We start from the raw sequence: 26,406 nt of genomic DNA, 5'->3' as shown, positions 1-26,406 counted from the left end.
TCATTCCATCCGCGCGGGTGGTGCTGGTTGCAGGGTCGAAGGTCCCGGCTTCGGCCGCCGGACGACCGCCAGTACCACGAGCAGCGCGCCCAGCAGCAAGGTCACGGCCGCGCTGACCAGGACCGCGATCCAGGCCCACTCGAGAGCCGGTGCCGACGCGCCGACATCCGCGCGTACGTTGACGTTCCGGCTGCCGTCCGCGGCCATCACCACGAGCGTCCAGTCGCCGTTCCGCACCGGCCAGGTGATCGTCTGGTCGCCCGGTCCGGACGCCTGGGTCTCCCAGATCTTCAGGGTGGCGGGCAGCACCGACGGCGCTCCGCCGGCGTGGTCGGCGTACGTCGTCCGGTCCGGCCCGATCGCCTTGACGGTCGTGTAGCCGACGCCGGCCAGGTACCTGTTCACGTCGGCCGATCGGGCGAGGCCGACGAACACCGGCGTACCGTCAGTGCTCGCGACTCGCACCCGGACGTCGCCGAACCAGCTGCGGGGAAGACCCGTGGAGCCGGTGTTGACGGTGAAGTTCTCGGTGGTCATCGCGTACCCGGTGCTGCTCAGCGCCACCTGGCCAGAGGTGACGAAGCCCGCCGAGTCCCGGCGTCCCTCGTCCAGCCAGGCGAGCGCACCGCCGACGGCCAGGCCGGCCAGGGACGCCAGCGCGACGACCACGCCCACGACGAGCGTGACGATCCGACCGGCGGACATCCGCGCCTCCGGCTCCTGGTGCGCAGGACCCGTGGCGGGCGGACCGGCGAAGCGCGGACCGGTGGGCGGCGGCTCGTGGAGTTTCGTCGTACCGGGGTCGTCACCGCCCATGTCCAGGCGGAACGGCGGGTACTGGTCGACCATCAGGCCCGCGTACGCCGCCACCCGCAACGCCCAGCGGTTCATCCCGAGGACGAGGTCGAAGACCGATCGCGGATAGCGTCCGGTGAACAGCAGCACGATCGCCGCGACCAGGACGAGCAGCCCGACCAGCCCGCCGCTCCAGGTCCAGGCGCGATCGTCGGCACGCGACGCGAACCAGGTCCCGGTGCCGACGAAGAACCCGACCACGATGTAGTGCGGGATCGCGAGCAGCCACCACTTCACCAGCACCAGCCCGCGGGACAGGTGCTCCGGATACCTCACCTCGAGATGTGCCGGGTACGACGGCACGTCGCGCAACGTGAAGGGCGGATACTTGTCCGTCCCCAAGGCGCCGTACGCGTAGAACTGCACCCGCCACCACCAGCGCAGTACGCCGACGTTGAAGTCGAAGATCCCGCGCGGATACCGGCCGGTGAACAGGATCGCGAAGAACGCCACGAAACTCAGCACCGCGAACGCGATCCACAACCCGAACAACACCAGCAGGTGCGGAATCACCAGCACCCACTTCACCAGCCACAACCACCGATTCAGTCCCTCGTCGAGCGCCCCGTCCACCCGAACCGGATACGTCGCCGTACTCATCTCGCTCGCTCCTCCGTCACTCGTTGGTCGCCCCCACCGTGCGCCGCACGCCGCCGTACCAGCAGAGCCAAAGGTCCCGCCCAAGCCACGTCTTGCTGCCCTGACCGGCTGTGCGGTCCCGGCAGACAGTGGAAGTGAGCAAGGAGGCAGTCATGGACGACAAGACACTCTTGGTCCGCACGACCCCGCCGCCGACCGACGAGGAACTGCGGGAGCAAGCGGTGACCGAGCTGCGCAAACGGCGTGAACTCGCGGGTCACCTGACGGCGTACGTCCTGGTGAACACCTTCCTGGTGGTCATCTGGTACGTCAGCGGAGCCGGCTTCTTCTGGCCGGTCTTCCCGATCTTCGGCTGGGGCATCGGCATCGTCTTCCACACCTGGGACGTGCTGTGGCCGCAACCCACGGAAGCCTCGATCCGAACCACGATGGACCGCATCTCCCGTCGCAGGTGACTCCAGGTCGACTCAGCGCGCTACTTCTGGCCGCGGAGCCAGCGGGGGGCGACGGTGAGCCAGTCGGCGTCCCAGTCGCGGGCGCGCTCACGGTTCAGCGGGATGCGCGCCAGGCAGAACAGGCCCCAGAGCAGCAGCCATGAAGCGAAGGCGATGAGGACACCTGCTGTGCCGCCGAACGCCTGGCTGTCGGAGCGGGAGCGCGGTGCGGTCACGATGTTGCCGGCGTGATCCAGCCAGATCGTCATCGACGTACCGGCCGGGGTGCCGATCACGACACTCGCGAGACCCTGCCGTTCGACGCCTTGCGGGTCGACGTACGACACCTGCGTCAGCGACAGCGGGCTTCCGGGCGTGTCGGAGACCGCGCTCTCGGTGCCTTGCAGCGTGTGTGCCGGCACCTGCACCAGGGCTGCGCGCCGCTGCGCGGCCGACGCCTCCAGAGAGTGCGAGATACCCGTGCCGACCGCTGCGGATGCCGGGATCACGACCAGCGCCGCGACCAGCACACACCACAGAAGTACCGTTTCGATGCGGTCCGACCGCCGGCGCAACGGATTGCGCCCGACGCCCAGCCGACGAGCCTGCATGAGCACCCACAGTTCCCCGGAGCGTTGCTTCCTGGTGCTCATCACGATCTCCCCTGCGTCCGCCCGCTTGGCCGCAGGGGACCGGCTCTCCGGAGCGTTTCCGTCTTGACGACGGTGGGTCTCGTGGCCTTCGCCACCTCTTGTGGTTCGCTTCCGGCGAGCCGGTCTCTCCCCTGCCTCTTCAGACTCTCGCGGCTGTCCGCGGCCGGTCAGGGTCCAAAGTCCTGTCCTCGCCGGACCACCGTCAGTCCCGGATCAGGACTTCGGCGATCGGGCGCCGCGGCGTCGGCGGAACCGGCGGGCCGTACCCGAACCGGATCACCGCCTGCGGACGCTGCCACGGCTCGAGCGGATCGTTGATCTGGCCGCGGAGCTCCGCGTGCTCGAGTGCCTGGTTCAGCAACGAGGTCGAGACCCCACGCGAGGTCGCCTCGAGCAGTACGTGCTCGAGTGCCTGTCCGGCCCGGAGCCATTCGATCGGGCCGTCGTACCGGGTCGCCAGTACGGCGAGCTGCGGCTCCTTCTCGAAGTCGGCCACCGGACGTCCCAGGTCGACGTCGGTCGCGGCCAGCTCTCGCACCACCGGGTTGCCTCCCGCGATCCGCGATCCCAGCGCGCTGGACGGCACCCCGTCGTACTGCCGATCACCACCGACCCATTGCCGGCGCTCGGCCGTCCGGGCCGGGTCCTCGTCGTCCGCGGTGGCGGCCTCGTTCGTCGCGATCCGGATCCACCACTGCCTGGACTTCGTGTCGAGCCATTGCAGTACGGCGCCCTCGACCCGCGCACACAGGTCGAGCTCGACCCGGAGCTGCGCCGGCAGCCGGTCGGCGCTGAACGGCTCGCGGTTGGTACGGCGTTGCGTCAGGTACGGCGCGAGCCGGGCCATCGCCTCGTTGGGCGGTCCTTCCAGTTCGACCACGGCGACCAGATCCGGCCGCTGTTGATCGACCAGGTGCCGCACGACCGAGCCGGTCCCCCGGGCCGCCGCCTCGACCCGCAGGTTGAAGATCGCCGCGCCGATCGACACGAACAGCATCCGCCGTGACGGGTCCTCGGCGGGCAGCTCCCGCGTCCGGTCCCGATAGACCTCGACCGTCTCCCCGACGAAGCGGAACCGCCACGGTTGGGTGTTGTGCATCGACGGCGCCAGCACCGCGGCACCCAGTAGAGCGTCTCTGTCCATCGCCCCTCACCTCACATAGGCCTGTAGCTCACTGATCAGCGCCGACAGCACGGCCTTCGCGTCGCCGAAGAGCATCGCGGTGCGCGGGTTGGTGTACAGCTCGTTGTCGACCCCGGCGTACCCGTGACCGAGCGAGCGTTTGACCACGATCACGCTGCGGGCCTTGTCGACGTCGAGGATCGGCATCCCGGACACCGCGTTCCCCGGCCTGCGGGCCGCCGGGTTGGTGACGTCGTTGGCGCCGACGACGAGTACGACGTCGGTGGCGGCGAACTGCGGGTTGATCTCGTCGAGGTCCTTCAGCTGCGTGTACGGCGCGTTGGCCTCCGCCAGCAGCACGTTCATGTGCCCGGGCATCCGGCCCGCGACCGGGTGGATGCCGTAGCTGACGTCGACACCGTGTTCGGTCAGCGCCTGGGCGAGCTCGACCATCTCGTGCTGCGCCTGGGCTGCCGCGAGCCCGTAGCCGGGCACGATCACGACCTTGCCGGCGTACGCCAGCTGAAGCGCCGCGTCGTCGGCGGTCACCGTCCGGACCGTGCCGGTCGCCGCGACGGCGGGCGTGCTCTGCTCGTCACCGGTACCGAAGCCGCCGGCGACGATGCTCAGCAGCGAGCGATTCATCGCGACGGCCATCAGCTTGGTGAGGATGCCACCGGCCGCGCCGACCAGTGCGCCGGCGATGATCAGGGGCGTACTCCCGATCACGAAACCGGCCATCGCCACCGCGGTACCTGTGCAGGCGTTCAGCAGCGAGATCACCACCGGCATGTCGGCACCGCCGATCGGCAGCGTCATCAGTACGCCGACCCCGAGCGCGGCACCGGCCAGGACGCCGAGCGCCCCCAGCTCACCTGTGTGGGCCGTGTAGAGGACTCCGGCGGTCAGTGCGGTCACGGCGAGCAACAGGTTCAGCATTCGCCCGCCGGTAAAGGTCAGCGGCCTTCCCGGCACCACACCCGCCAGCTTTCCCGCCGCGACCAGCGAACCGGAGAACGTCACCGCTCCGATCAACACGTCGAGGAAGGTCGTGAGCGTCGTACTGATCGGCTGGTTCGCCGAGCCCGGCAGGGCGTCGCTGAACGCGATCAGCGCCGCCGCCCCGCCGCCGACCGCGTTGAACAGACTCACCAGTTGCGGCATCGCGGTCATCTTCACCCGCCGCGCCGCAACCAGACCGGCGGCCGATCCGGCCGCCACACCGACGGCCAGGACAACGGCCGCCGTGAGGGTGATGACCCGGTCGTCGATCAGGACGGCGATCGTGAGCAGGACGGCCACGGCCATCCCGAACGCGGACAGCTGGTTGCCCCGGCGCGCGGTCGCGGGCGAGTTCATCAGGTGCAGCCCGAGCACGAAACAGACCGCCGTACCCAGATAGAGCAGATGGGTCGTGGTGTTCATCGGAACATCCCCAGCATCCGGTCGGTGACGACGTACCCGCCGACCACGTTGGCGGCGGCGAACGCGGCCGCGACGAACAACAGCAGGTAGCCGGCCGTCGTATCGATGCCGGCGGCAATGATCATCACGCCGACCACGACGACGCCGTGGATCGCGTTCGCACCGGACATCAGCGGGGTGTGCAGAGTGGCCGGCACCTTCGAGATGACCTCGAAGCCGACCAGCACGCTCAGCACGAACACCGTGATGTCGGCGAGCAGTACGGCGTTCATGAGACTCTCTCCTTCGCACGCACCAGCAGGCCGGCCGTGATGTCGTCCTCGGGATCGACGACGACAGAGCCGTCCCGGGTCAGGTGTTCGAGCAGGGCGGCAACGTTGCGCGCCCAGGCGGACGACGCGGCCCGCGGCACCTGCGCCGGAAGGTTCCCCGCCCCGACAACGACGACGCCGTTCTCCGTCACGGTCTGCCCGTCCGGCACCGACCCCGCAACGTTGCCTCCGAAGGGACCCGCGCCCAGATCGACGACCACCGAGCCCGGAGCCATCACTGCCAGGGCCTCGGCCGGCACCAACTCGGGTGGCCGATGCCCCGGCACCTGGGCCGTCGTGATGACCACGTCGAAGGACCCGATCGCGTCCACGAGCGCTCGTCGCTGCGCCGCCTGCTCCGCGGCTGTCAACGCCCGCGCGTAACCGCCCTCCCCCTCCGCGGTCACGCCCAGATCCAGTACGGCGGCACCCGTCGACGCGATGTCCGCCCGCGCCGCCGTGCGTACGTCGTACCCGGTGACAAGCGCGCCCAGGCGCCGCGCCGTACCCATCGCCTGGAGGCCTGCCACTCCCCCGCCGAGCACGAGAACCTTGGCGGGACGGACCGTTCCGGCCGCGGTCATCATCATCGGGAAGAAGCCGCCGAACGTGTCGGCGGCCAGGACCGCGGACTTGTAGCCGGCCACGTTGGCCTGCGAGCTGAGCACGTCCATCGACTGCGCCCTGCTGAGCGTCCGCGGAAGGCCCTCGAAGGCGAGCGCCGTGACCGCCGCCAGCTCCTCGGGCGCGTCGTACGGCTGCAGCAGGCCGATGACGATCTGCCCGGCACGTAGCCGTGCACAGTCGGGGCGGCGGATGACCGCCAGGACGTCAGCCTCCGCGAAGACCTCCGACCGTTCGGCAACGCGTGCCCCGGCGGCCACGTACGCCTCGTCGGGGAAGGAGGCGTGACGGCCCGCTCCGGCCTCGACGATCACGTCGAGGCCGGACCTGCGCAGCCGCGCCACTACCTCGGGCGTGACCGCCACCCGGTTCTCGTGCCACTCGGTCTCCGCCGGGCAGCCCACCAACATGTTCATCAGAACTCGAAGACGATCCGGGCCGGGATGTCACCGGCCAGTACGTCGGCGATCGACTCGTTGACGTCGTCGAGCTTGCGGTCGACGGCGACGACCTCGGTCCGGCCGGCGGCGTGCAGTGCGAAGACGTCCGCGAGATCGTTGCGCGTGCCGACGATCGATCCGATCACGGTCTTGCCGTTCAGAACGGTATCGAAGATCGGCAGGCTCAGCGCGGCGTCGTCGGCGGGCAGCGCCACGCAGACCAGCCGGCCACCGCGGCGCAGCGACTGGAACGCCTGGTCGAACACCTGCGGATTCGCCGCCAGTACGACGGCGACGTCCGCGCCGCCGAGTGCCTGGATCGCCGCGACCGGATCGGTCTTCGCGGCGTTCACCACGTGGTCCGCACCGAGCACCGTGGCCATGTCCAGCTTCTTCTCCTCGATGTCGACGCCGACGGTGATGCCGCCGACGATCCGGGCGTACTGCAGCGCCAGGTGGCCGAGCCCGCCGACACCGAAGATCGCCACGGTCTCGGTCGGCTGCACGTGCGCCACCTTGATCGCCTTGTACGTCGTCACGCCCGCGCAGGTCAGCGGCGCAGCGTCCCGCGACGAGACACCGTCCGGTACCGGCGTTGCGAAGGCAGCGGGGACGACCGCGTACTCGGCGAAGCTCCCGTTCACGGAGTAGCCCGAGTTCCGCTGCTCCAGGCAGAGCGTCTCCCAGCCGCCGATGCAGTAGCGGCACTTGCCACAGGCGTACCCGAGCCAGGCGATCGCCACCCGGTCGCCGAGCGCCCGCTCGGTCACGCCGTCGCCCAGCTTCTCGACGATCCCGATGCCCTCGTGGCCAGGGACGAACGGCGGCACCGGCTTCACCGGCCAGTCACCGTGGGCGGCATGGATGTCGGTGTGACACAACCCGCTGGCCTCCATCCGGACCAGCACCTCACCCGGCCCGGGCTCGGGTACCGGCAGGTCCTGGAGCTCGAGCGGCTTGTGGAAGTCGGTGACGACTGCGGCTTTCATCGTGGTCCTTTCAACAGCACAGGTTGTGGATCTGGTGACGAATCGGAGGCCGGGCCCGGCGCCGAGGGAGAAGCCCTCGGGGTCACCGGGCGCGACGTCGAGCAGGAAAGTGGTCTCACCCCAGGCCTGGTCGAGGCGGCTGTCGATCACGAACGGGCAGCCCTCGGGCTCGCCGAGCAGCACGTCGCCCGGCCCGACCAGGAAGTCGTCGATCGGGTAGCACATCGGCGTACTACCGGCGCAACAGCCGCCGGACTGCACGAACATGACCGGCCCGCGGTCCGCGACCAGGCGACGGATCGCCTGGAGCGCGGGCGCGGTGGCCGTGACCCGGTCGGGCATCAGAACAGTCCGAGCGGCTCGTCGCTGTAGCTGACGAGCAGGTTCTTGGTCTGGCTGTAGTGGTCGAGCATCATCCGGTGGTTCTCGCGGCCGATGCCGGAGATCTTGTAACCGCCGAACGCCGCGCCCGCCGGGTACTGGTGGTAGCAGTTCGTCCACACCCGGCCGGCCTTGATGCCGCGGCCCATCCGGTACGCGCGGCTGCCGTCGCGGGTCCACACGCCGGCGCCCAGTCCGTACAGGGTGTCGTTGGCGATCGCCAGCGCCTCGGCCTCGTCCTTGAAGGTCGTGACCGCGAGCACCGGGCCGAAGATCTCCTCCTGGAAGACCCGCATCTTGTTGTGCCCGCGCAGTACGGTCGGCTGGAAGTAGTAGCCCTCGGCGAAGTCGCCGTCGATCTTCGCGCGCTCACCGCCGATCAGGACCTCGGCGCCTTCCTCGCGGCCGATCCCGACGTACGACGTGATCTTGTCCAGCTGCGCCTGTGACACCTGGGCGCCGACCTGGGTCCCGGTGTCGAGCGGGTTGCCCTGCTTGATCGATGCGATCCGGTCCAGGCACCGCTCGATGAACGCGTCGTAGATGTCCTCCTGGATCAGCGCCCGGGACGGACAGGTGCAGACCTCGCCCTTGTTGAACGCGTACAGCACGAGGCCTTCGACGGCCTTGTCCAGGAACTTGTCGTCGTGCGCCATCACGTCGCCGAAGAAGATGTTCGGGCTCTTGCCACCGAGTTCGACCGTCGACGGGATCAGGTTCTGGGCGGCGTACTGCATGATCAGCCGGCCGGTGACGGTCTCCCCGGTGAAGCCGATCTTGGCGATCCGCGGGCTGGTGGCCAGCGCCTTGCCGATCTCGGCGCCCGGGCCGGTGACGATGTTGAACACGCCGGGCGGTACGACGTCGCCGATCACCTCGGCCAGCTTGAGGATCGACCACGGCGTCGGCGAGGCCGGCTTCATCACCGAGCAGTTGCCGGCCGCCCACGCCGGGGCGAGCTTCCAGGCCGCCATCAGCAGCGGGAAGTTGAACGGGATGATCTGCCCGACAACGCCGAGCGGCTCCCGGAAGTGGTACGCGACCAGGTCCTTGTCGATCTCGGTCGTCCGGCCTTCCTCGGCCCGTACGGCGCCGGCGAAGTACCGGAAGTGGTCGACGACCAGCGGGATGTCGGCGTTCAGGGTCTCGCGGACCGGCTTGCCGTTCTCCCAGCTCTCGGCGACGGCCAGCATCTCCTTGTTCGCCTCGACCGCGTCGGCGACCGCGTTCAGGACCTCGGCCCGCTCGGCCGCGGACTTCTCGGCCCAGGCGTCCTTCGCGGCGTGTGCGGCGTCCAGCGCCAGCTCCACGTCGGCCGGGGTCGAGTCCGCGACCTCCGTGATCGGCTCGGCCGTGGCCGGGCTGAGGTCGACCCGGTGCCGCCCCTCCGTCGGCGCCACCCAGTGACCGCCGATGTAGTTCTCGTACCGCGGCTCGACCTCGACCGGACTGCCCTGCTTTCCAGGTGCGACGTACTGCATGATGCGTTCTCCTTCGGCTCGATGGTTCGAGCCAACTCCGGGCCTCGCGACGCTCGTAGGGCCGAAAGTCCCCTCCCGCGGTGACCCGGTGTGCGAGATGGTTCACACATGAAGCGATTGCCGAAGAAGGTCTACGAGCGCGAACTGCTGCGGCTGCAGGCCGAGCTCGTGAAACTGCAGGAGTGGGTACGGGTCGAGAAGGCGCGGGTCGTGGTGGTGTTCGAGGGCCGCGACGCCGCCGGCAAGGGCAGCACGATCAAACGGGTCACGGAGTACCTGAACCCGCGCGTCGCCCGGATCGCCGCGCTCCCCGCGCCGACCGAGCGCGAGCGCACCCAGTGGTACTTCCAGCGGTACGTCGAACACCTGCCGGCCGCCGGCGAGATCGTGCTGTTCGACCGCAGCTGGTACAACCGCGCCGGCGTCGAACGCGTGATGGGGTTCTGCACCAACCAGGAGTACGCCCGGTTCCTGCACCAGTGCCCGATCTTCGAGCGGCTGCTCGTCGAGGACGGCATCCTGCTGCGCAAGTACTGGTTCTCGGTCAGCGACGGCGAGCAGGAGAAGCGCTTCCGCAGCCGCCTCGAGGACCCGATGCGGCGCTGGAAGCTGTCCCCGATGGACCTGGAGTCGATCAGCCGCTGGGAGGACTACTCGCGGGCCAAGGACGAGATGTTCGTCCACACCGACATCCCCGAGGCACCGTGGTACGTCGTGGAGAGCGAGGACAAGCGCTCCGCCCGGATCAACATGATCGCCCACCTGCTGTCCACGATGCCGTACCACGAGGTCCAGCGGCTCCCGCTCGAGCTGCCGCCGCGCCCGCCGTCGAAGGGTTACGAACGTCCGCCCCGCGACATGCAGACCCAGATCCCCGACCACGCGCGGCAACTCGGCGGCTGAGGGCCGAAGGTCCCGCGGGCCGTGGACCGATCGGCCGGTGCGGGACACCGCCCAGGCGGCTGATGCTGAGACCCGGGAGGTGGACCGTGGGCGTACAGATCAGGGCCGTGCCGTGGGTCCGGCAGCTGGTGATCGACACCGGCCGCGCCGCCCGACGGAGGCATGCCATCCACGGCCTGTTCGAGGTTGACGTCACGTCAGCCCGGTCGGCGCTCCGCCGGCACGGGAACGAAGGGTTCTTCACCGCCTTCGTGATCCACTGCGTCGCCGCCGCGGTGGCCGCGGATCCCACGGTCCAGGCGTACCGCGACCTGCGCGGCCGGGAGGTCGTCTTCGACCAGGTCGACGTCGGACTGCCCATCGAGGTCGAGGTGGACGGGAAACCGTTCGCCTTCACGCACGTGCTCCGGGACGCGGGCCGCCGTACCGTCGTAGAGCTGCACGACGAGATCCACGGGGTCAAGGCCGATCCGTACCTGAGCCCGTCGGTCCGGAAGGAGCCGTGGGTGCATGCGTACCTCGTGCTGCCCGGCTTCGTCCGGGTCGCGCTGCTCGGGGCCCTGCACCGGCTGCCCCGTCGCCAGCAAGCACTGGCCGGGACCATCGGTGTGACCGCGGTCGGCATGTTCGGCGCGGGTGCGGGCTGGGGCATCGGCTTCCAGCTGCACACCCTGAGCATCGTGATCGGCGGTATCGCCCGGCGGCCGATCCTCTTCCAAGGAGCACTCGTCGAGCGCGAGTTCCTGCAGCTCACCGTCAGCGTCGACCACGACGTCGTCGACGGCGCCCCGGCCGCCCGCTTCGTCGGCCGGCTGCGCTCGTTGCTCGTGGCCGGGGACGGCATCTGCCTCACTGTGAAGGAGCCGGCATGAAGCACAAGCCCGTGGTCGTCGGCATCGACGGCTCACCGGCCGCGTCCGTCGCGATCCGGTGGGCCGCGATCGAGGCGGCCGCACTCCGGAGTCCGCTGCATCTGGTGTACGCACTGACGCCGGGCGACTCGCCGTCCCAGGCGGGTGACGTGGTCTACAAGGCGGTCGCGCAGGCCCGCGGGCTCGAAACCGGGATCGTGATCGACTCCCGGATCGAGAGCGGGTCGCCCTCCGCGGCACTCGTGAAAGCCTCCGGCACCGCCGCCGTCGTGGTGATCGGCAGCCGCGGTCTCGGCGTGATGCTCGGCGCGCTGGTCGGCTCGACCGGCCTCGACCTGGCCGCCAACGCCCGCTGCCCGGTGGTCGTCGTACGCCCCGACCTCGGTGCCTTCGCCGGTGTCCGCGTCGTGATCGGGTACGACGGTTCACCCGCGAGCAACGTCGCCCTCGACTTCGGGCTCCGGCACGCCCAGCGGCACAATCTCGCCGTCCGCGTGATCGCCGCCCAGCCCACCGGCACCGACCTCCACCGGATCACCGAGGACGAGCTCCGCGCGGCCGTCCACGCCCGCGGCGGCCAGGACGCCGAACTGATTCACATCACCGGCCATCCCGCCGAACACATCCTGCGGCTCTCGGCCGACGCCGCGCTGATCGTCCTCGGCGCCCGCGGCCGCGGCGGCTTCGCCGGCATGCTGATCGGCTCCGTCAGCCAGACCGTCCTGCACCACGCCGACTGCCCGGTCGCCGTCATCCCCGCGGCGGCCGCCGGCGGCTGAGGTCCTCGACCAGAGCGCCGGCGGCGGGGTGGATGGTTCAGATGAAGAGGAGTTGGGCGCCTTCGGTCTTCTCGATGAAGTCGGCGGCGCTGATGATGCCTTCGACCTCTTCGTAGAGGTCGGACTCGTCGAGGTGCATCATGTCGGCGGACAGCCGGCAGGCCCACAGGTGGCCGCCGGACGCGACGATCTGCTCCAGGAAGTCCGGCACGTCCGGAACACCGATCTCCTCGATCTGCTTCTTCATCTGGTGCGTCGCCATCGCGGTCATCCCGGGCAGGCCGCCGAGGCCCTGCGGCAGGTGCGTCGCGGTGTTGCCGAGCATCGTGAACTTCAGGTCGTGCATCCGCGACCTGGTGATCATGTCGAAGCCCCAGAAGGTGAAGAACAGGTGCGTCTCCACGCCTTCACCCAGCGCGGCGTTCGCCAGGATCAGGCCCGGGTACGCCATGTCGAGATTGCCCTTCGAGCAGATGATGGCCAGCTTGCGGCCGACGGTTGCCTCGTCCCCGAAGTTCGGGACGTCCAACGGCAAGGTGGTGGTCATGGCGGTTCCTTCTCTCACACGCAACCACGGGGCTTCGGCAGGCCGGCGACGTACGCCATCTTCTTGGCCGGCTTGCCCGGGAACAGGACGAACAACTGCTTCACGCCGATGCCGGTCTGGGTCGAGGTCCGGCGCAACGTCGCGGTCTCGCCGTGCGTCAGGTAGTCGTCGCGGAGGAACCGGATCACGGTCCAGTGCTGGTCGGTGAGCTCGATCCCGATCCGCTCGGCGAGCTGACCGGCGAGCTCCTCGGACCATTCGCCGTACTCGGTCAGGAAGCCCTCGGCGTCGGTATGGATGGTGGTCATTGCCGTACCTTTCCTTTCATCGACATCGCGGCGGGCAGCGGCAACCACCGGCCGGGAAGCAGCACGTGCCAGTAGATCCAGCGGAACGCGACCTTGCCCCAGTGGTTCGCCCGCGTCTCGCGGAGCAGCGACAGCGGTCCGAGCCACCCCAGCGGGAACCGCCCGGGCAGTGGTTCGGTGTCGTAGTTGAAGTCGATCAGCAGGCCCTTGCCGTCACCGGTCTCGATGAAGCAGTTCGAGTGCCCGTCGAAGCTGTGCGTCATCGGGGCTCCGTCCACGTACTGGAGGAAGTTCTCGACGAAGACGTCGCTGGCGAAGTGCGCCACCGAACCGGCCTTCGAGGTCGGGATGTCGTTGGCGTCGCCAACAGCGAAGACGTCCGGGTACGCCGTCGACTGCAGCGTGTGCTTGTCGACCGGTACGTAGTTCAGCTCGTCACCCAGTCCGGAGCTCGCGACGAAGTCGGCGCCCATGTTGAGCGGGATCGTCACCAGTAGGTCGTACCCGACCTCCCGCTCGTCGTAGCTCACCAGCGTCTTCCGCTCGGCGTCGACCCGCTCCACCATGAAGTCGGTCTCGAGCCTGATCTTCCGCTCGTCGAGCAACCTGCCGAGGTGCCGGGCCGCGATCGGCTTGGTGAACGCGCCGTCCAGCGGTGTCACGTACACGAGCTCGACCTGGTCCCGCATCTCCCGGTGCCGGAAGAACGCCTCCGCGAGGAAGGTGAACTCCAGCGGAGCGACCGGGCACTTGATCGGCTGGTCGACCACGTGGACGACGAGCCGGCCGCCGGTGAAGCCCTGCAGAGCCTCCCGCAGTGCGCAGGCACCGTCGTACGTGTAGAAGTCGTGGATGCTGCGGTGCCACTCGGGACCGAGCATGCCCGGTGTCTGGTCCGGCCGTGGGCCGGTGCCGGTGGCAACGACCAGGTAGTCGTAGCGGAGGATCTCGCCGTCCGCGAGGTGGACGTCCTTCGCGACCGGGTCGACCTCGGCGATCTCACCCGTGAGGAGCCGGATCCCCTGCCGCAGCAACTGGCGGCGCGGTTTCCGCAGGTCTTCGCGGCCGCCGAACGGTACGAACAGCAGGCCGGGCTGGTACAGGTGCCGGCTGTCGCGGTCGATGACCGTGATCCGCCACTCGCTCAGCGGTAGCCGGCGCCGCAGTTTGTTGGCCACCATGGTGCCTGCGGTGCCGCCGCCGAGGATCACCAACCGCTTCATCTTCGGGTCCTTCCAGGACGGGGGCCCGGCCGGGTGTGGCCGGCCGGGCCCGGATGTGTCAGTCGGTGTGCTCGATCGTGATCGTGCGCGCCTCGGCAGCCTTCGCCGAGATCGGCACAGTGACCTCGAGGATCCCGGCCGTGTACTTCGCGACGACGGCCTTCTCGTCCGCCCCGTCCGGCAGCAGCACCCGACGGGTGAGTGCGCCGTAGTGGAACTCCGAGCGGGCACCGTCGTGCTCCTCCTGCTGACGGGTCGCGGAGATGGTCAGCATCCCGTTCGCGACCTCGACCTTGACGTCCTTGTCCGGGTCCATCCCGGGGAGCTCGGCGCGAACGACGTACTTGCCCTCGTCGGTGAACTCCTCGATCCGGACACCGCGCATCGCGGCCGGCACCGTGAACAGGCTCGGCAGGCCCTCGGCCCAGTCGAACAGCTCCGCGAACTGCCGCCGGCTGTCCCGGTGCTGCAACGTGCTCGCCATGGCTTCTCCTCTCTGTCGCCCTTTCCTTGCACCTCCACCTCACCTCGCGGCACACGTGGCCAGCAGGGCCCTCCGCACCGGATCACCACGGACTTTCGACCCTGCTGCTCCGCTGTCCGGACGGATGACCGCGGACGGCGGGCCGCCTCCTGGAGAGGCGGAACGCCGCCAACAGGCCGAGCAGGGCGAGTACGCCCCCGAGGACGCCGTCGAGGATGTAGTGGTTCGCGGTCAGCACGATCGCGGCGAACATCAGGATCGGCATCACCCAGCCGAACACGCGGAGAATCCAGTGGGTGCCGACGCTCGCGACGGCGATCCCCATCAACAGGTTCCAGCCGAAGTGCAGACTCGGGACCGCGGCGTACTGGTTCGTGAATCCCGGCGGCTGCAGCACCCGGTACGCCGGGATCCGGTCGGTGACCGTGTCCACGAAGCCGTAGGCGGTCAGGAACCGCGGCGGCGCGACCGGGAACACGGCGAAGATCACCAGTCCGACCGCCCCGGACAGCAGCATCGCGTTCCGGAACTTCGGGTACGTGTCGCGGTGCCGGATCAGCAGCCACAGCAGCGTGGCGATCAGCACGGGCCAATGTCCGTAGATGTACACGGAGCCGAGCGCCTCGGCCAGCCAGCCATGACTGATCACCGCCCGCTGGAGTCTCGGCTCGACGAAGATGTCGGCCGACTTCTCGAGGTCGATCACTCGTACGGCGTTGTGGTAGGCGGTGCCGATCCGGGTGGTGATCAGCCCGCGGACGCCGAAGTAGAGCGTGATCGCGATCGCGATCACAGCGAGCTCGCGCACGATCTGCCACCCGCGGCGCGGCAGACTCCACGTCGGTGCTTCACCCTCCGCGACCATCACTCCCCCCTCCCTCGACGCTCCTCGTTCCACGCTGGGTGACCGGACAGGGTGCGCACCAGGGCCGGACCGCCCGTCGGCACCAGGGCAAAAGGTCCACGCCTTGGATCGACCGGCTATTGTCCTGACATTGGAAGGCGAGGCCCCGGAAGGACCCCTCATGCAGTTGGGCCGAGAACAGCTCGCGCGGCTGGGGCGCGCGATACGCACGATCGCCGGCCACCGCGGCGTACGCCTCGGCGTACTGGTCGTCGCGGTCGCCGTCTCGCTCTGGAACGTCGACCGCGTCCCGCATGCCGCCCTGCTCCCGGCCGTCCTGGGGCTGCTTCCGTTCGCCGTCGGCAAGTATGTCCTGTGCCCGTTGCGCTGGCACGCGATCTCGAGGAGCGGCCGTAGCCGGCGCTGGCACCTTCGTGCCTACGCGGAGAGCGAGATCCTCGGACTCGTCTCGCCCTGGCACGCCGGGGCCGACCTGTGGCGGGTGCATCGCCTCGACAGCATCGGCTTGCGGCGTTCGAGCGCTGTCGCCGAGGTCGCGCTCGACCGCTTCATCGGCGCCGTCGGTCTGGTCGTCGCGGTCGTGGTCACCGGAGTGACGCTGCCGTTGACGGTGCTGGCGATCGCCCTCGGTGCCGCGGCCGTCGTACTGGTGGTCGCGCTCGTCGTGCACCGTCGCCGACCCGCCCTCGCCGCGCGCTGGCCCTGGCCGTCGCCGAAGGTGTTCGCGCTCGGCATCCTGTTGTCGATCGGCTACCAGGCGACCATCTTCGGACTGCTGATCGGCGCCATCGACGCGGTCGGCGCTCCGATGCCCGGTCTCCAGCTGGTCGCCGTCTTCGGGGCCAGTCAGATCGCGGGCGTACTGCCCGGCGTCCAGGGAGCGAGCCCGCGCGACGGCGCCCTGGTAGCCGGCCTGGCCGCCCTCGGCATCTCCTGGCGCGAGGCGCTTGGCGCGGTCGCACTCACCGCATTGCTGTATTGGGTTCCGGCGCTGCTGATCGGCGGCAGCGCCTGGTTCGTACGCTGGCGTGGCTGGTTCACCGAACGACACCCCGAGCCAGACCCGGCATGACCCGGCCGCTGACCGTCGCACATCGGGCCGGCAACGCTCTCGGCACGCTCCGGACCGCGTTCGAGCTCGGTGCGGATCTTGTCGAGGCCGACGTCCACGCGTACCGCGGCCGGCTGGAGGTACGTCACCACAAAGCGGTCGGCCCGTGGTTGCTGTGGGACAACGGCCAGCTCGTCCGGCGCCGCGACCTGCACCTGGTCGGCGTACCCGAGCTGCTGGCGGCGGCCAACGGCGATCCGGGGCTGATGCTCGACCTGAAGGGGATCGACCCGCGGCTCCCGAAGCGACTGGCGACCGTCCTGGCGGCTGTCGCACCGGACACCACGATCACCATCTGCACCCAGCACTGGTGGATGCTCCCCGCATTCCGCGACACCGCGAACCTCCGGCTCGTCCTGTCCGCGGGCAGCCGGCGCGGCCTGCGGCGGCTGCGATCCCGGCTGCGCCGCCGACCGGCGTACGGCGTGTCCGTCCACCGGCGGCTACTCACGCCTGAGACGGTCACCGAACTGCGGCAAGGCTCGGAGGTCGTCCTCACCTGGCCGGTCGATACCGAGGCAGACCTCGCCGACGCGCGCCGGCTCGGCGTCGACGGGGTGATCGGGAAGGACCTCGGCATTCTGCAGGACTGATCGGCCCGGTTCGAAGGGGGACAAAGGCCCGTGTGCGGCCGTGTGCTGCGAGGCAGGGTCGAGGTGAGGGCGATGCCCGAGCCGTAAGGAGCCGTGATGTCCAAGCCGTCGGCAGGAACCCCAGCGGTACGGCGAGTGCCGCCGTCCGCTACGGGCTGGTCCGTCTGGATGACCGGGTTGTGGATCGTCTTCTTCGTACTGATGCACAACGGGCAGCTCGACGACCTGGCGGCCTGGATCCGCGGGCTGCCGATCGTCGTCGAGATCCTCGTCTGGCTCGTGTTCTTCCCGCAGGTCCTGGCCACCGCCGTCTGGACCAGTGGATGGTCCGAGGGTCTCCGGGTCACGCTGGTCGTGCTGTTCGTCACCGGCTGGACCCTGGTGTCGCTCCCTCGGCCGAAGCCTTCCCGCCGGAGGTGAGTCCGATGCGACTGCGTTCCCGTGACGTCATCGCGCTGGTGCTACTCGTCGTCGTGCTGGCGTCGTATCTCGGCTATCTCGGGTTCGGCGAGATCGCGATGATCCACACCGCTCGCGCGATGGCGTCCGTCGGCCTGGGGTTCGGCGCGCTCGCGTTCCTGGTGATCCGCGGTGGTCACCGGCACGGTCGGCTGGGCCGCGTCGAGGGCGGGGCGGCGGTGGCGGCTGTGGTGCTGTACTCCGTGACCGTCGGGCTCGCGGAGACCGCCGCGGCCGAACTGCTGCTCGCGGCGTTCATTCTCTGCCTGGTCCTCGTGATCGCGCTCGATCTGGTCCACCACGACGGCACCCGGCACGACGTGGAGCTGCGCCGATGACCGTTCAGCAGTCGGATCCGCGCGGGCTGACCGCGGACCAGGCCGCGCTCTCCCTTGCCGAGCACGGGCCGAACACCAATCCCGCGCCGCGCCCGCCGTCGCCGTGGCGGCGCGTGCTCATGCAGCTGCGCGATCCGATGATCCTGCTGCTGATCGCCGCCGCGGCGCTGACCGCCAGTCTCCGTGACCTCACCGATCTCACCGTGATCCTGGTCGTCGTCGTACTGAACACGACCGTCGGCGTGGTGCAGGAGATCCGGGCGGAACACGCGCTCACGGCGCTGAACCGGATGGCGGCGCCGCATGCCACGGTACGACGTGGCGGCCGCGCGACCGTCGTACCGGCCGCCGAGGTCGTGCCGGAGGACGTGGTCCTGCTCCAGGCGGGCGACATCGTGCCCGCCGACCTGCAGTTGTTCGACGCGGTCCGGCTGCAGGCCGACGAGTCCGCGCTCACCGGCGAGTCGGTGCCGGTCGAGAAGTCGGCGTCCGAGGAGTTGTACGCCGGAACGGTCGTGACCCGCGGGCGCGGTTCCGGCGTCGTGACCCGCACCGGCCCGGACAGCGCGCTCGGCAAGATCGCGGCGCTGTTGTCCGGCCAGCGTCCCCGGGCGACGCCGCTGCAGCGGAGGCTGGCCGGGCTCAGCCGGGTGCTGAGCATCGCGGCCGTCGTACTGTCCGCGATCGTCGCCGTCGCCGGGCTCGTCCGCGGGCTGCCGTTGCCGAACATGATCGTCACCGCGGTCAGCCTCACGGTCGCCGCCGTACCCGAGTCGCTGCCGGCGGTCGTCACGCTCGCCCTCGCCATCGGCGCGCACCGGATGGCGCAGCGCGCCGCCGTCGTCCGCAGACTGCCGGCCGTCGAAACCCTCGGCGCGGTCACCGTCGTCGCCACCGACAAGACCGGCACCCTCACCGAGGGCATCATGCACGCCGAACGCCTCTGGACCGAGTCCGGATCAGCGCAAGCAACCGGCTCCGGCTACAACCCGGCCGGCCGTCTCGTGGGCTCTCCACCGCTCGACCAGTTCGCGCCGGGCGCCACCTCCCCCGCCCGCGAGCTCGCGTCGTCCGTCGGCGCTCAGTCAGCTCTCTCTTCCGCAGACGGCGGCGTCGCGGTCCGGCGGCTGCTGCGGGATGTTGCCTTGTGCAACGACGCTGCCCTGCGGCCACCCACGGACGACGATCCGGTGTGGCGGCCGATCGGTGACCCGACGGAGGCCGCGCTGCTCACCCTGGCCCAGCGCGGCGGCGTCGACCACCTCGAACTCACGACCGCCTGCCCACGGCTGCACGAACTGCCTTTCGACAGCGTCCGCAAGCGGATGACCACCGTCCACGAACAACCCGGCCGCGACGATCTCCTGGTGATCGGCAAGGGCGCGCCCGAGGTGATGCTGACGCCTGACGTCACGCCGTACGGCGACATCGACCGGGCGAAGGGCGTCGCCGCCGAACTGTCGGAGGCCGGCTACCGCGTCCTGGCCGTCGCCGACAAGATCGTCACGCCGGACGCCCCGCGGACCGAGGACGCTCTGCACCTGGTGGGGCTGGTCGCGATCACCGATCCGGTGCGGCACAACGCGGCCGACGTGGTCGCTTCGTTCCGCAACGCCGGCGTCGACCTGTTGCTGATCACCGGCGACGCACCGGGTACGGCGCTCGCCGTCGCGGACCGGATCGGCGTACACGACGGCGAGGTCGTCACCGGTGCCGACATCGACGACGGCAGAGACCCGACCACCGGACGGGTCTTCGCACGCATCCGCCCGGAGCAGAAGCTCGACATCGTGCGGGCCTGGCAGGCGAACGGGCACGTCGTCGCGATGACCGGCGACGGCGTCAACGACGCGCCGGCGCTGCGCCGCGCCGACATCGGCGTCGCGATGGGCAAGGGCGGGACCGAGGTGGCGCGCCAGGCCGCCGACCTCGTCCTCACCGACGACGACCTCGGCACGGTCGAGGCCGCGATCGAGGAAGGCCGGCGGATCTACACCAACATCCGCACCTTCCTGCGGTACGCGCTGAGCGGCGGGCTGGCCGAGATCCTGGTCATGTTGCTGGGGCCGCTGCTGGGCTTCGCCGTACCGCTGCTGCCCGGCCAGATCCTCTGGATCAACATGCTCACCCACGGTCTGCCCGGCGTCGCCATCGGCGCGGAGCCCGCCGACCCGGACGCCATGCGGAAGCCGCCGCGCTCACCCCAGGAACAGATCCTCGGTGCGGGCCTGTGGCGACGCATAGCCTGGAGCGGCTCGCTGATCGGCGCCGTCACCCTCGCTGCCGCCTACTGGGTCCACCGCACCGGCGGCCCGTGGCAGACGATGACCTACCTCGTCCTCGGCCTCTCCCAGCTGGGTGTAGCCCTCGCCCTCCGCCGCCCCGGCCCCGCACGCCGCCTCCGCCACCGCACCGCCGGCGTACGACGCTTCCGCTTCCTCGACGCCGCAGTAGCCGGCGCGCTGCTCCTGCAGGTCCTCCCGGTCTTCTTCGACCCGCTCCGCGACCTCCTGGACCTCCAGCCCCTGGCGGCCCACCAGCTGCTGGTCGCCGTCACCGTCGCCCTGATCCCCGCCCTCGCGATCCTCGTCCGGCGCCGGATCGCCGCTGCTCAGGCCGTCAACTGGCGCTGATGCACGATCGCGGCAAGGCCGAGCATGGCCACCGCGAACCCGGCCAGGACGGCCAACTGCGGAGCGATGTCCACGATGTTGCCGCCCCGGGACAGCAGCGTGATCCAGGCGTCGACGGCCCACGCGTGCGGAGTGAGGTGGCCGAGGACGCGCACCGCGTGCGGGACGATCTCCAACGGCCACATGCAGCCGCCCAGCATGGCGAACGCGATGCCGATCACCGGCCCGATCGCGGACGCCTGGTCCGGGGTTCTGAAGAAGGCACCACTCAACATCCCGGCACCGGTCCCGACCAGGGCCCAGGTACCGATCAGCACCGCAGCGGCCGGCGGATTGCCCCAGCTCACGCCGAACAACAGCGCACCGACGGCGACGATCAGTACCGACTGCAGCAACGCGAACGTCAGGTAGCACAGTGTCTCGCCCAGGACGAGGCTGCCGGTCCGGATCGGCGCCGCCCGTGCCCGCTGGTAGATCCCCAGCTGCCGGGTCTGCACGATCGAGGCACCGCCGGCCAGCGCGTTGATGAAGACGAACAACACGAGCATGGTCGGCGCGCTGTAGCTGAAGCCCAGCGGCAGGTAGTTGCTGCCGGTGGCGACGTTCTCGGTACTGATCGCGATCCGGGGCGTCACCAGCTGCACTGCGGTTGCGCGCGGCAACTGCTGCGCGATCGACGTACCGGTCCACCGGGCCGCGAAGGCCGCCGCCTGCACCCGCTCCGCGTGCCGGGCCACCGCGGCCGAGACAGCTGAACGTACGGCGCTCTGCGTCGACTCGGCGCCACCGGCAAGCACCGGGATCCGGACCTCGCGACCGTCCAGCAGTTGCGAGTCCAGCCCGGAGGGAATCAGCACGACCGCGTCGAGCTCGCCGCGCCGCAGCGCCGTGCGGGCGTCCGTCTCGTCCGCCATCGTGTGTACCGGCCCGACCGTCTTCAGCTCGTCGACCAGACTGGTCACCAACCCCGAGCCCGAGGTCTGGCCCGCCAGGACGCCGATCCGGAAGCCGCCGGGGTTCTGCACCACAGAGCCGATCACGGCGATGATCACCACCGGCAGAATCACCAGGAAGAACAGCGCGGTGCGATCGCGCAGCATCCGGCGCAGCGATGCGCCGGCGACAACGAATGCGGTTCTCATCAGGTCCTCCGTCGTCCGAGCAGGACCGCCGCCCCGCTGAGTACCACCGTCATGGCGAGGATCACCAGGACCGGCACGACCGCGCTCGCAGCGCCGGCCCCGGCCGCGAGGTCGGTGAAGCCCCGCAAGGCCCAGCCGTTCGGCGTCAACAGGGCCAGCCTGCGCAGTGTCTCCGGCGCCTGGCTGATCAGGACGAAGTTGCCGCCCAGCAACAGCAGGGCGAACGTGACGATCGTGGCCAGCCCGTCAGCCTGCCGTTCAGTGCGGGCGACCGCGACGACCAGCGCGGTCAATGCCACTAGAACCGTCGACATCGCGAGGATCAGCGCCGCCGCCGGCACCGGAGGTCCCCAGTGCGCTTTGAACGCCACGGACGACACGACCGCGAGGACGCTGAGGCTCAGCGCGCTGTACACGAACGCTGCCAGCGACTTGCCGAGCAGTACGACGCCCCGGCCGAGCGGTGCCGCACCGATCCGCTCTAGCGTCCCGGTCCGTTCCTCGGTGAAGTAACTGCGCGCGGTGAATCCGACCATGAACAGCACGAACATGATCCCCATCGCCGGCGCGTAGTAGCTCGCGGTCGTCAGCTGCCGGTACCCGGTCGCCTGTTCCCGCACGGACTCGGGCAACCGGAGCCCGGCCACCGCCGCGGCGAGCTCGGCGCCGCGGCTCCGCGGCACGCCCGCCGCCAGCGCCGCGTGGACGGAGAGCCGGTCGGCGTTGAGCTGTGCGACGTACGCATCGGCGAGCGCGCGTGTCACCTGCGCCTGCAGCGGCTCGTCCGGGTCGGCCAGGACGCGAAGACCGATCGGCTCGTCGCCGACCGCGGCGGCGCTGAAGCCCTGCGGTACGACGAGTGCCGCGCCGGCGTCCCCGCTGTCGATCAGGCGCCGCGCCTCCGCCTCGTCACGACTCTCCCGGACCGTCAGTACGTCGGACAACTCCGGACCGGTGAGCGCGGTCCGCAATGCGATCGCGATCTGGCCGCGATCGTTGTCGACCAGCGCGATCTTCGCGTGGAAGTTCTCCACTCCCGAGAAGGCGAAGCTCATCAGCGCCGCCACCGCCACCGGCGCCACGAATCCGAGGATCCACGCCGACCGGTCGCGGAAACGCTGCCGAAGGTCCTTGGCGGCGATCACCCAGGCACCGAACACGATCACTCCCGTAGCGCCGTACCGGTCAGATGCAGGAAGACCGCCTCGAGATCCGGCTCGTCCACCTCGACCGAGCGGATCGATAGACCCGACCGCTCGGCGGCGTCCAGTACGCCGGGCAGCAGCCGGCGCCCCTCGGCGGCGAGCAGTTGTACCTCACCGTCCTTGACCTCGGCCCGGTCGACACCGGCCAGGCCGCGGCAGCTCTCCGCCAGACCGGTCAGGTCGCCGCTCGCGGCCAGAGTGATCCGATCGCGCTCGCCGAGCCGTGCGACCAACTGCCGGCGGGTGCCTTCGGCAACCAGCCGGCCGCGGTCGATGATCCCGACCCGATCACACAGCCGCTCCGCCTCCTCCATGTAGTGCGTGGTGTACAGCACCGCCATCCCCGACGCGCCGAACGACCGGACGCTCTCCATCACGGCGTGCCTGCTCTGCGGATCCACGCCGACCGTCGGCTCGTCCAGCACCAGCAGGGTCGGCTCGTGCAGCAGACCGGCGCCGATGTTCAGCCGGCGACGCATCCCGCCCGAGAACGACTCCACCCGGTCCCCGGCCCGGTCCGTCAGCCCGATCAGCTCGAGGACCTTGCCGACGCGACGGTTCAGGGCGGCGCCGCGCAGGCCGTACAGCCGGCCGAAGAACCGCAGGTTCTCCCAGGCGGTCAGGTCCGGGTAGAGCGCGATGTCCTGCGGAACGTACCCGACGTACCGTTTGGCGGCCGGCGTCGCCGGCCTGATCGGGGAGCCTGCCACGAGGACCTCCCCCTGATCGGCCCGCAGCAGCCCGCACACCAGCCGGATCGTCGTGGTTTTGCCGGCGCCGTTCGGCCCGAGCAGGCCGTACGTCTCCCCCGGTGCCACCGTGAAACTCACATCGTCGACCGCGACCCGGTCCCCGAATCGTTTGCCGAGATGTGCTGCCGACAGCACCGGGGGTGTCATGACCGTCTCCTATCCGATCCGGTAGAGCGAGCCGCCGGCGGTAATACCGATGGCCGCGGCGACGCCGCCGACCTTGAGGGACACGACGTACGTCGTCCCCGACCAGTAGGTCTTGTAGGTGACGCCTCCCGTGGCACGGACCGGTACGACGAACGACAGGATCGACGCGGACTTGCCGGAGCGGGCCATCATGACCGTCGGAGCGGACTTGCGGACGTTGCTGGTCGGGTAGGTCCAGCCCTGGATCGGGCTGCTCTGCCCCTGCTTCACCAACGTCGCACCGGCCGGGAGCGCCTGCCTGAACGGCAACTGGAAGATGACCGTCCGGGTGGTGTCACCCGGTGCGATCGCGGTCGCCGTCGTCCGCGAGTAGACCGTCGCGCGCTGGTCCGACGGCAGGTGCCACAACGTCTGGAAGGCCTGCGCGACCTTCGCGGACGCGGTGTCCCAGGTGACGATCAGGTCCGGGTCCTTCAGCACCAGGACCCGCCGTACCCGGCTGATGCCGGCGCCCGGTACGTCGCTGAACTGGTAGGACTCGGCGTTCGCCTTGATCGAGTAGGCGTTCAGCTTCGTCACCGGGTTCACGTCGGTCGACCCGGGAGTCGTCAGCACGCTGTGTGCGGACGGGCTCACGGTCCAGGTCCGCCAGACTCCGGCCGAGTAGGCGGCGTACCCGCCGTTGATGATGATGTCCCGGCCGCGGGCCGTGTACGTGATGCTCGTGTGGTCGCTGTGTCCGTGGTACGCGCGCGCCGGCCCGAACCTGATGCTGTACGCCGATTCGCCCGTGAACCCGCGGGCCGGATCGGTCCCCCAGCCCGTCCGCCCGAACACGTAGCCGGCCGAGTAGACGCCGACGCGCCACGGCGGCGCGGTGCCGGACTTGCCGAGTGACCCGGCGTACTCCATCGGTGTCCCCGCGTACGGGTACGTCGCCTGCAGTTCGGTGTCGCCGATCTGCGGTAGCTTGCCGAGCGAGTTCGTTGCCAGCGTCAACCACTTGGCGAGCAGGTCGCGGCGCGTCGAGATCGTCGTGCCGGGGCTGACGCCGCCGTTCTGCAGCACGGTGATCGCCCGGCCCCAGAGGCTGTAGTTGAACGCCGCGTACCCCGCCGACTGTTCGTTCGTCGACCCTTGGGCGTCGATCGAGGTCGTGATGCCGGCTGCCAGCCGTTGCACGGCGAGGTTCTTGTAGTCGCTGCGGTTGAGCGTCACTCCGACGCCGAACAGCGCGATGCTCTCGTCGGTGCCGTGGTTCCAGGCGCCGCTCCAGTAGTTCGTCAGGAAGCGGGCGTGGCTCAGCAGCGCGGTGTCGATCCAGGTGTACTTGGCCGGCAGCGTCGTGACCTGCAGCCCGGACAGGACCGCCTGGCGCAGGCAGATCAGCACGTTGGTCCGGTGCATCGTGGACTCCCACGCGCCGACGTTCGCCTTCCACGAGTACGGGTTGTCGCGGTACCAGTCGTACGCGATCGTGTTCACCCGGGTCAGCGCGGTCAGATCACCCTTACCCGCGGCGATGATTCCTTGGCCGAGCCAACGGAGCGAGTGGAACCACATGTACCAGCTCGCGTTCTTGTACGGATTCAGCGACCAGTTGATGTTCCCGCCGCCGTTGCCGACCTTGTACGCCGCGTACGGCGCCCAGGTGAACTTGTCGGCGTACAGATCCGCCAACGGGTTCTGCCTCTCGAGCCCACTGAACCCCGGACACGCGTAGAACGGTGCCGCCGCGGTCTGCAGCTTGGCCGTCCCGATGTCGGTCGCCGGCGGTGCGGTCGGCGGTACGACGTTGCTCGCGCCCGGCACGAACTGCGCGTTACCCGGTCCTGCCGGGGCACTCGCGATCGTGATACCCGGCGTCGGCCCACGAGTCGTTCCGGCGGCCGTCCCTGCCCCCAATGCCAGTGCGGCGATCCCCGCGATCACCGCGGTCGATCGGATGAATCTCATCAGTCTTCCCCCTCCCCAGCCGCCGCCGGACGGCAGCGGTTGCATCGAGGGTCTGGCTGATCGTCAACGCTTCCCAGAGACGAAGGTCCCGAGCGGCCTAGGACCTGTCTGGATTACCAGACAGGTCCTAGGCCGATCAGCGGTGCACGTGTGCGGGTTTGTGGGTGATCGCCTCGATGTCGGACGCGGCCGCGTGCAGCAGTTTGTGCGCCAGGTCCGAGAGGGCCCGCGCGACGGCGAGTTCGTCGCCGATCTCGGCGATCTCGGTGTCGGCCGGGTTCCGGTGCGCGTCGCCGTGGCCGACCAGGTGGGTCTTGTCGTTGGTGTGCAGCCGGGCTTCCGCGTGCGTGGTCCGCTCGCCTTCGTGCTCGTCGATGAAGATGTCGACGCTCCAGCGCCTGCTCGTGGCCATGGTCCCGTCCTTTCGTCCAGGTAGATGTCCATCGTCTGCGCGCCACCGGCCGTCGACCAGGGTCTTCCGGTCCACCGGGGCGGGAACTTCAGCCCTGTCCGCTGTCTCGGATCCGGCGTGTGCTGGTACTGCGAGAAGGGAATGCCATGAGTGAGATCGAGAAGGCCCGCATCCAGCGCGACGCCCGCCTCCGGGCCGCCGGCTCGCCCGGCGCCGGCCAGGCGATCATCAGGCACCTCGGCGTCGAGCTCTACCAGGAACGCCACCGCGCCGCCCACGCACCGGACGAACCCGCCGACGAGAAGACCGACCAGGACGAGGCAGCCACCGATCGGTAAGCCCCGTCTGCTCAGCCGTTAAG

General features: G+C 69.9%; 28 protein-coding genes. 10 read left to right on the top strand and 18 right to left on the bottom strand.

Annotated elements, in window-relative coordinates:
* A complete protein-coding gene (locus tag AB0M51_RS21375; RefSeq protein ID WP_344196230.1) occupies nt 1–1,455 on the bottom strand; it encodes a DUF4389 domain-containing protein in 1,455 nt (484 codons plus the stop codon).
* 152 nt (nt 1,456–1,607) lie between these two features.
* Here AB0M51_RS21375 and AB0M51_RS21370 point away from each other — a divergent pair, with 152 nt between their 5' ends.
* On the top strand, nt 1,608–1,910 hold the full coding sequence (locus AB0M51_RS21370; RefSeq protein WP_344196232.1) for a 2TM domain-containing protein: 303 nt from the start codon (nt 1,608–1,610) through the stop codon (nt 1,908–1,910).
* A gap of 20 nt (nt 1,911–1,930) precedes the next feature.
* Here AB0M51_RS21370 and AB0M51_RS21365 read toward each other — a convergent pair whose 3' ends face one another.
* The 7 genes from AB0M51_RS21365 to AB0M51_RS21335 all read right to left on the bottom strand — a co-directional run bounded on the left by AB0M51_RS21365 (nt 1,931) and on the right by AB0M51_RS21335 (nt 9,316).
* On the bottom strand, nt 1,931–2,542 hold the full coding sequence (locus tag AB0M51_RS21365) for a hypothetical protein (RefSeq protein WP_344196234.1): 612 nt from the start codon (nt 2,540–2,542) through the stop codon (nt 1,931–1,933).
* 202 nt (nt 2,543–2,744) lie between these two features.
* On the bottom strand, nt 2,745–3,686 hold the full coding sequence (locus tag AB0M51_RS21360; RefSeq protein ID WP_344196236.1) for a hypothetical protein: 942 nt from the start codon (nt 3,684–3,686) through the stop codon (nt 2,745–2,747).
* Nucleotides 3,687–3,692: 6 nt separating this feature from the next.
* Nucleotides 3,693–5,090, bottom strand: a complete 1,398-nt coding sequence (locus AB0M51_RS21355) for an NAD(P)(+) transhydrogenase (Re/Si-specific) subunit beta (protein ID WP_344196238.1) — start codon at nt 5,088–5,090, stop codon at nt 3,693–3,695.
* Nucleotides 5,087–5,362, bottom strand: coding sequence for a proton-translocating transhydrogenase family protein (locus AB0M51_RS21350; protein ID WP_344196240.1), 276 nt, complete (start codon nt 5,360–5,362; stop codon nt 5,087–5,089). Before AB0M51_RS21350 ends, AB0M51_RS21355 begins: the two co-directional genes overlap by 4 nt.
* On the bottom strand, nt 5,359–6,441 hold the full coding sequence (locus AB0M51_RS21345) for an NAD(P) transhydrogenase subunit alpha (RefSeq protein ID WP_344196242.1): 1,083 nt from the start codon (nt 6,439–6,441) through the stop codon (nt 5,359–5,361). Before AB0M51_RS21345 ends, AB0M51_RS21350 begins: the two co-directional genes overlap by 4 nt.
* Nucleotides 6,441–7,796: a DUF779 domain-containing protein gene (locus AB0M51_RS21340; protein ID WP_363749980.1), complete on the bottom strand. Its 1,356-nt coding sequence runs from the start codon at nt 7,794–7,796 to the stop codon at nt 6,441–6,443. Before AB0M51_RS21340 ends, AB0M51_RS21345 begins: the two co-directional genes overlap by 1 nt.
* Nucleotides 7,796–9,316, bottom strand: a complete 1,521-nt coding sequence (locus tag AB0M51_RS21335; RefSeq protein WP_363749978.1) for an aldehyde dehydrogenase family protein — start codon at nt 9,314–9,316, stop codon at nt 7,796–7,798. The genes AB0M51_RS21340 and AB0M51_RS21335 overlap by 1 nt, the downstream gene beginning before the upstream one ends.
* Before the next feature lie 108 nt (nt 9,317–9,424).
* Between AB0M51_RS21335 and ppk2 the strand changes: the two genes are divergently transcribed.
* The 3 genes from ppk2 to AB0M51_RS21320 all read left to right on the top strand — a co-directional run bounded on the left by ppk2 (nt 9,425) and on the right by AB0M51_RS21320 (nt 11,870).
* Nucleotides 9,425–10,219 (top strand): polyphosphate kinase 2, encoded by a 795-nt coding sequence (ppk2, locus tag AB0M51_RS21330; RefSeq protein WP_363749976.1) that lies wholly within the window; start codon nt 9,425–9,427, stop codon nt 10,217–10,219.
* 86 nt (nt 10,220–10,305) lie between these two features.
* A complete protein-coding gene (locus AB0M51_RS21325) occupies nt 10,306–11,091 on the top strand; it encodes a 2-oxo acid dehydrogenase subunit E2 (RefSeq protein WP_344196250.1) in 786 nt (261 codons plus the stop codon).
* Nucleotides 11,088–11,870 carry a universal stress protein gene (locus tag AB0M51_RS21320; protein ID WP_363749974.1) on the top strand — a complete coding sequence of 261 codons (783 nt, stop codon included), beginning with the start codon at nt 11,088–11,090 and terminating at the stop codon, nt 11,868–11,870. The genes AB0M51_RS21325 and AB0M51_RS21320 overlap by 4 nt, the downstream gene beginning before the upstream one ends.
* A 37-nt stretch (nt 11,871–11,907) precedes the next feature.
* On the opposite strand, the gene AB0M51_RS21315 is transcribed toward AB0M51_RS21320, so the two are convergent.
* From AB0M51_RS21315 to AB0M51_RS21295, 5 genes are all read right to left on the bottom strand, one after another.
* Complete coding sequence (locus tag AB0M51_RS21315; RefSeq protein ID WP_344196254.1) at nt 11,908–12,417, bottom strand: DsrE/DsrF/DrsH-like family protein; 510 nt, start codon at nt 12,415–12,417, stop codon at nt 11,908–11,910.
* Nucleotides 12,418–12,431: 14 nt separating this feature from the next.
* Nucleotides 12,432–12,725 carry a TusE/DsrC/DsvC family sulfur relay protein gene (locus AB0M51_RS21310; RefSeq protein WP_344196256.1) on the bottom strand — a complete coding sequence of 98 codons (294 nt, stop codon included), beginning with the start codon at nt 12,723–12,725 and terminating at the stop codon, nt 12,432–12,434.
* Nucleotides 12,722–13,948, bottom strand: a complete 1,227-nt coding sequence (locus AB0M51_RS21305; protein ID WP_363749971.1) for an FAD/NAD(P)-binding oxidoreductase — start codon at nt 13,946–13,948, stop codon at nt 12,722–12,724. The genes AB0M51_RS21310 and AB0M51_RS21305 overlap by 4 nt, the downstream gene beginning before the upstream one ends.
* A gap of 58 nt (nt 13,949–14,006) precedes the next feature.
* Nucleotides 14,007–14,432, bottom strand: coding sequence for an Hsp20/alpha crystallin family protein (locus AB0M51_RS21300; protein WP_344196260.1), 426 nt, complete (start codon nt 14,430–14,432; stop codon nt 14,007–14,009).
* 82 nt (nt 14,433–14,514) lie between these two features.
* Nucleotides 14,515–15,240, bottom strand: coding sequence for a phosphatase PAP2 family protein (locus AB0M51_RS21295; protein WP_363749969.1), 726 nt, complete (start codon nt 15,238–15,240; stop codon nt 14,515–14,517).
* 217 nt (nt 15,241–15,457) lie between these two features.
* Between AB0M51_RS21295 and AB0M51_RS21290 the strand changes: the two genes are divergently transcribed.
* The 5 genes from AB0M51_RS21290 to AB0M51_RS21270 all read left to right on the top strand — a co-directional run bounded on the left by AB0M51_RS21290 (nt 15,458) and on the right by AB0M51_RS21270 (nt 20,431).
* Entirely contained in the window at nt 15,458–16,369 is a 912-nt protein-coding gene (locus tag AB0M51_RS21290; RefSeq protein ID WP_344196262.1) for a lysylphosphatidylglycerol synthase domain-containing protein, read from the top strand.
* Nucleotides 16,366–17,001 (top strand): glycerophosphodiester phosphodiesterase, encoded by a 636-nt coding sequence (locus AB0M51_RS21285; RefSeq protein ID WP_363749966.1) that lies wholly within the window; start codon nt 16,366–16,368, stop codon nt 16,999–17,001. The genes AB0M51_RS21290 and AB0M51_RS21285 overlap by 4 nt, the downstream gene beginning before the upstream one ends.
* A 96-nt stretch (nt 17,002–17,097) precedes the next feature.
* A complete protein-coding gene (locus tag AB0M51_RS21280; RefSeq protein ID WP_344196266.1) occupies nt 17,098–17,421 on the top strand; it encodes a hypothetical protein in 324 nt (107 codons plus the stop codon).
* Between the two features lie 5 nt (nt 17,422–17,426).
* Nucleotides 17,427–17,798: a hypothetical protein gene (locus tag AB0M51_RS21275; protein ID WP_344196268.1), complete on the top strand. Its 372-nt coding sequence runs from the start codon at nt 17,427–17,429 to the stop codon at nt 17,796–17,798.
* A complete protein-coding gene (locus AB0M51_RS21270) occupies nt 17,795–20,431 on the top strand; it encodes a cation-transporting P-type ATPase (protein WP_363749964.1) in 2,637 nt (878 codons plus the stop codon). Before AB0M51_RS21275 ends, AB0M51_RS21270 begins: the two co-directional genes overlap by 4 nt.
* Here AB0M51_RS21270 and AB0M51_RS21265 read toward each other — a convergent pair.
* The 5 genes from AB0M51_RS21265 to AB0M51_RS21245 all read right to left on the bottom strand — a co-directional run bounded on the left by AB0M51_RS21265 (nt 20,410) and on the right by AB0M51_RS21245 (nt 26,045).
* Nucleotides 20,410–21,573, bottom strand: coding sequence for an ABC transporter permease (locus tag AB0M51_RS21265; RefSeq protein ID WP_363749962.1), 1,164 nt, complete (start codon nt 21,571–21,573; stop codon nt 20,410–20,412). The two genes, AB0M51_RS21270 and AB0M51_RS21265, sit on opposite strands and share 22 nt — an antisense overlap.
* On the bottom strand, nt 21,573–22,733 hold the full coding sequence (locus tag AB0M51_RS21260; protein WP_363749960.1) for an ABC transporter permease: 1,161 nt from the start codon (nt 22,731–22,733) through the stop codon (nt 21,573–21,575). Before AB0M51_RS21260 ends, AB0M51_RS21265 begins: the two co-directional genes overlap by 1 nt.
* A 2-nt stretch (nt 22,734–22,735) precedes the next feature.
* Complete coding sequence (locus tag AB0M51_RS21255) at nt 22,736–23,677, bottom strand: ABC transporter ATP-binding protein (RefSeq protein ID WP_363749958.1); 942 nt, start codon at nt 23,675–23,677, stop codon at nt 22,736–22,738.
* Nucleotides 23,678–23,686: 9 nt separating this feature from the next.
* Entirely contained in the window at nt 23,687–25,633 is a 1,947-nt protein-coding gene (locus AB0M51_RS21250) for a heparinase II/III family protein (protein ID WP_363749956.1), read from the bottom strand.
* Between the two features lie 136 nt (nt 25,634–25,769).
* Nucleotides 25,770–26,045 (bottom strand): DUF1876 domain-containing protein, encoded by a 276-nt coding sequence (locus tag AB0M51_RS21245; protein ID WP_363749954.1) that lies wholly within the window; start codon nt 26,043–26,045, stop codon nt 25,770–25,772.
* A 146-nt stretch (nt 26,046–26,191) separates the two neighbouring features.
* Between AB0M51_RS21245 and AB0M51_RS21240 the strand changes: the two genes are divergently transcribed.
* The gene (locus AB0M51_RS21240; protein WP_344196276.1) at nt 26,192–26,383 is read left to right on the top strand and encodes a hypothetical protein; all 192 of its coding nucleotides are present in this window, start codon (nt 26,192–26,194) and stop codon (nt 26,381–26,383) included.
* The last annotated feature ends 23 nt before the right edge of the window (nt 26,384–26,406 follow it).

Origin of the sequence: Kribbella sp. NPDC051137 (genome assembly GCF_040682535.1) — a bacterium.
Lineage (GTDB): Bacteria > Actinomycetota > Actinomycetes > Propionibacteriales > Kribbellaceae > Kribbella > Kribbella karoonensis.
Note: the sequence above shows the minus strand (reverse complement) of the source record. Positions and strands in the feature narration are given on the sequence as shown.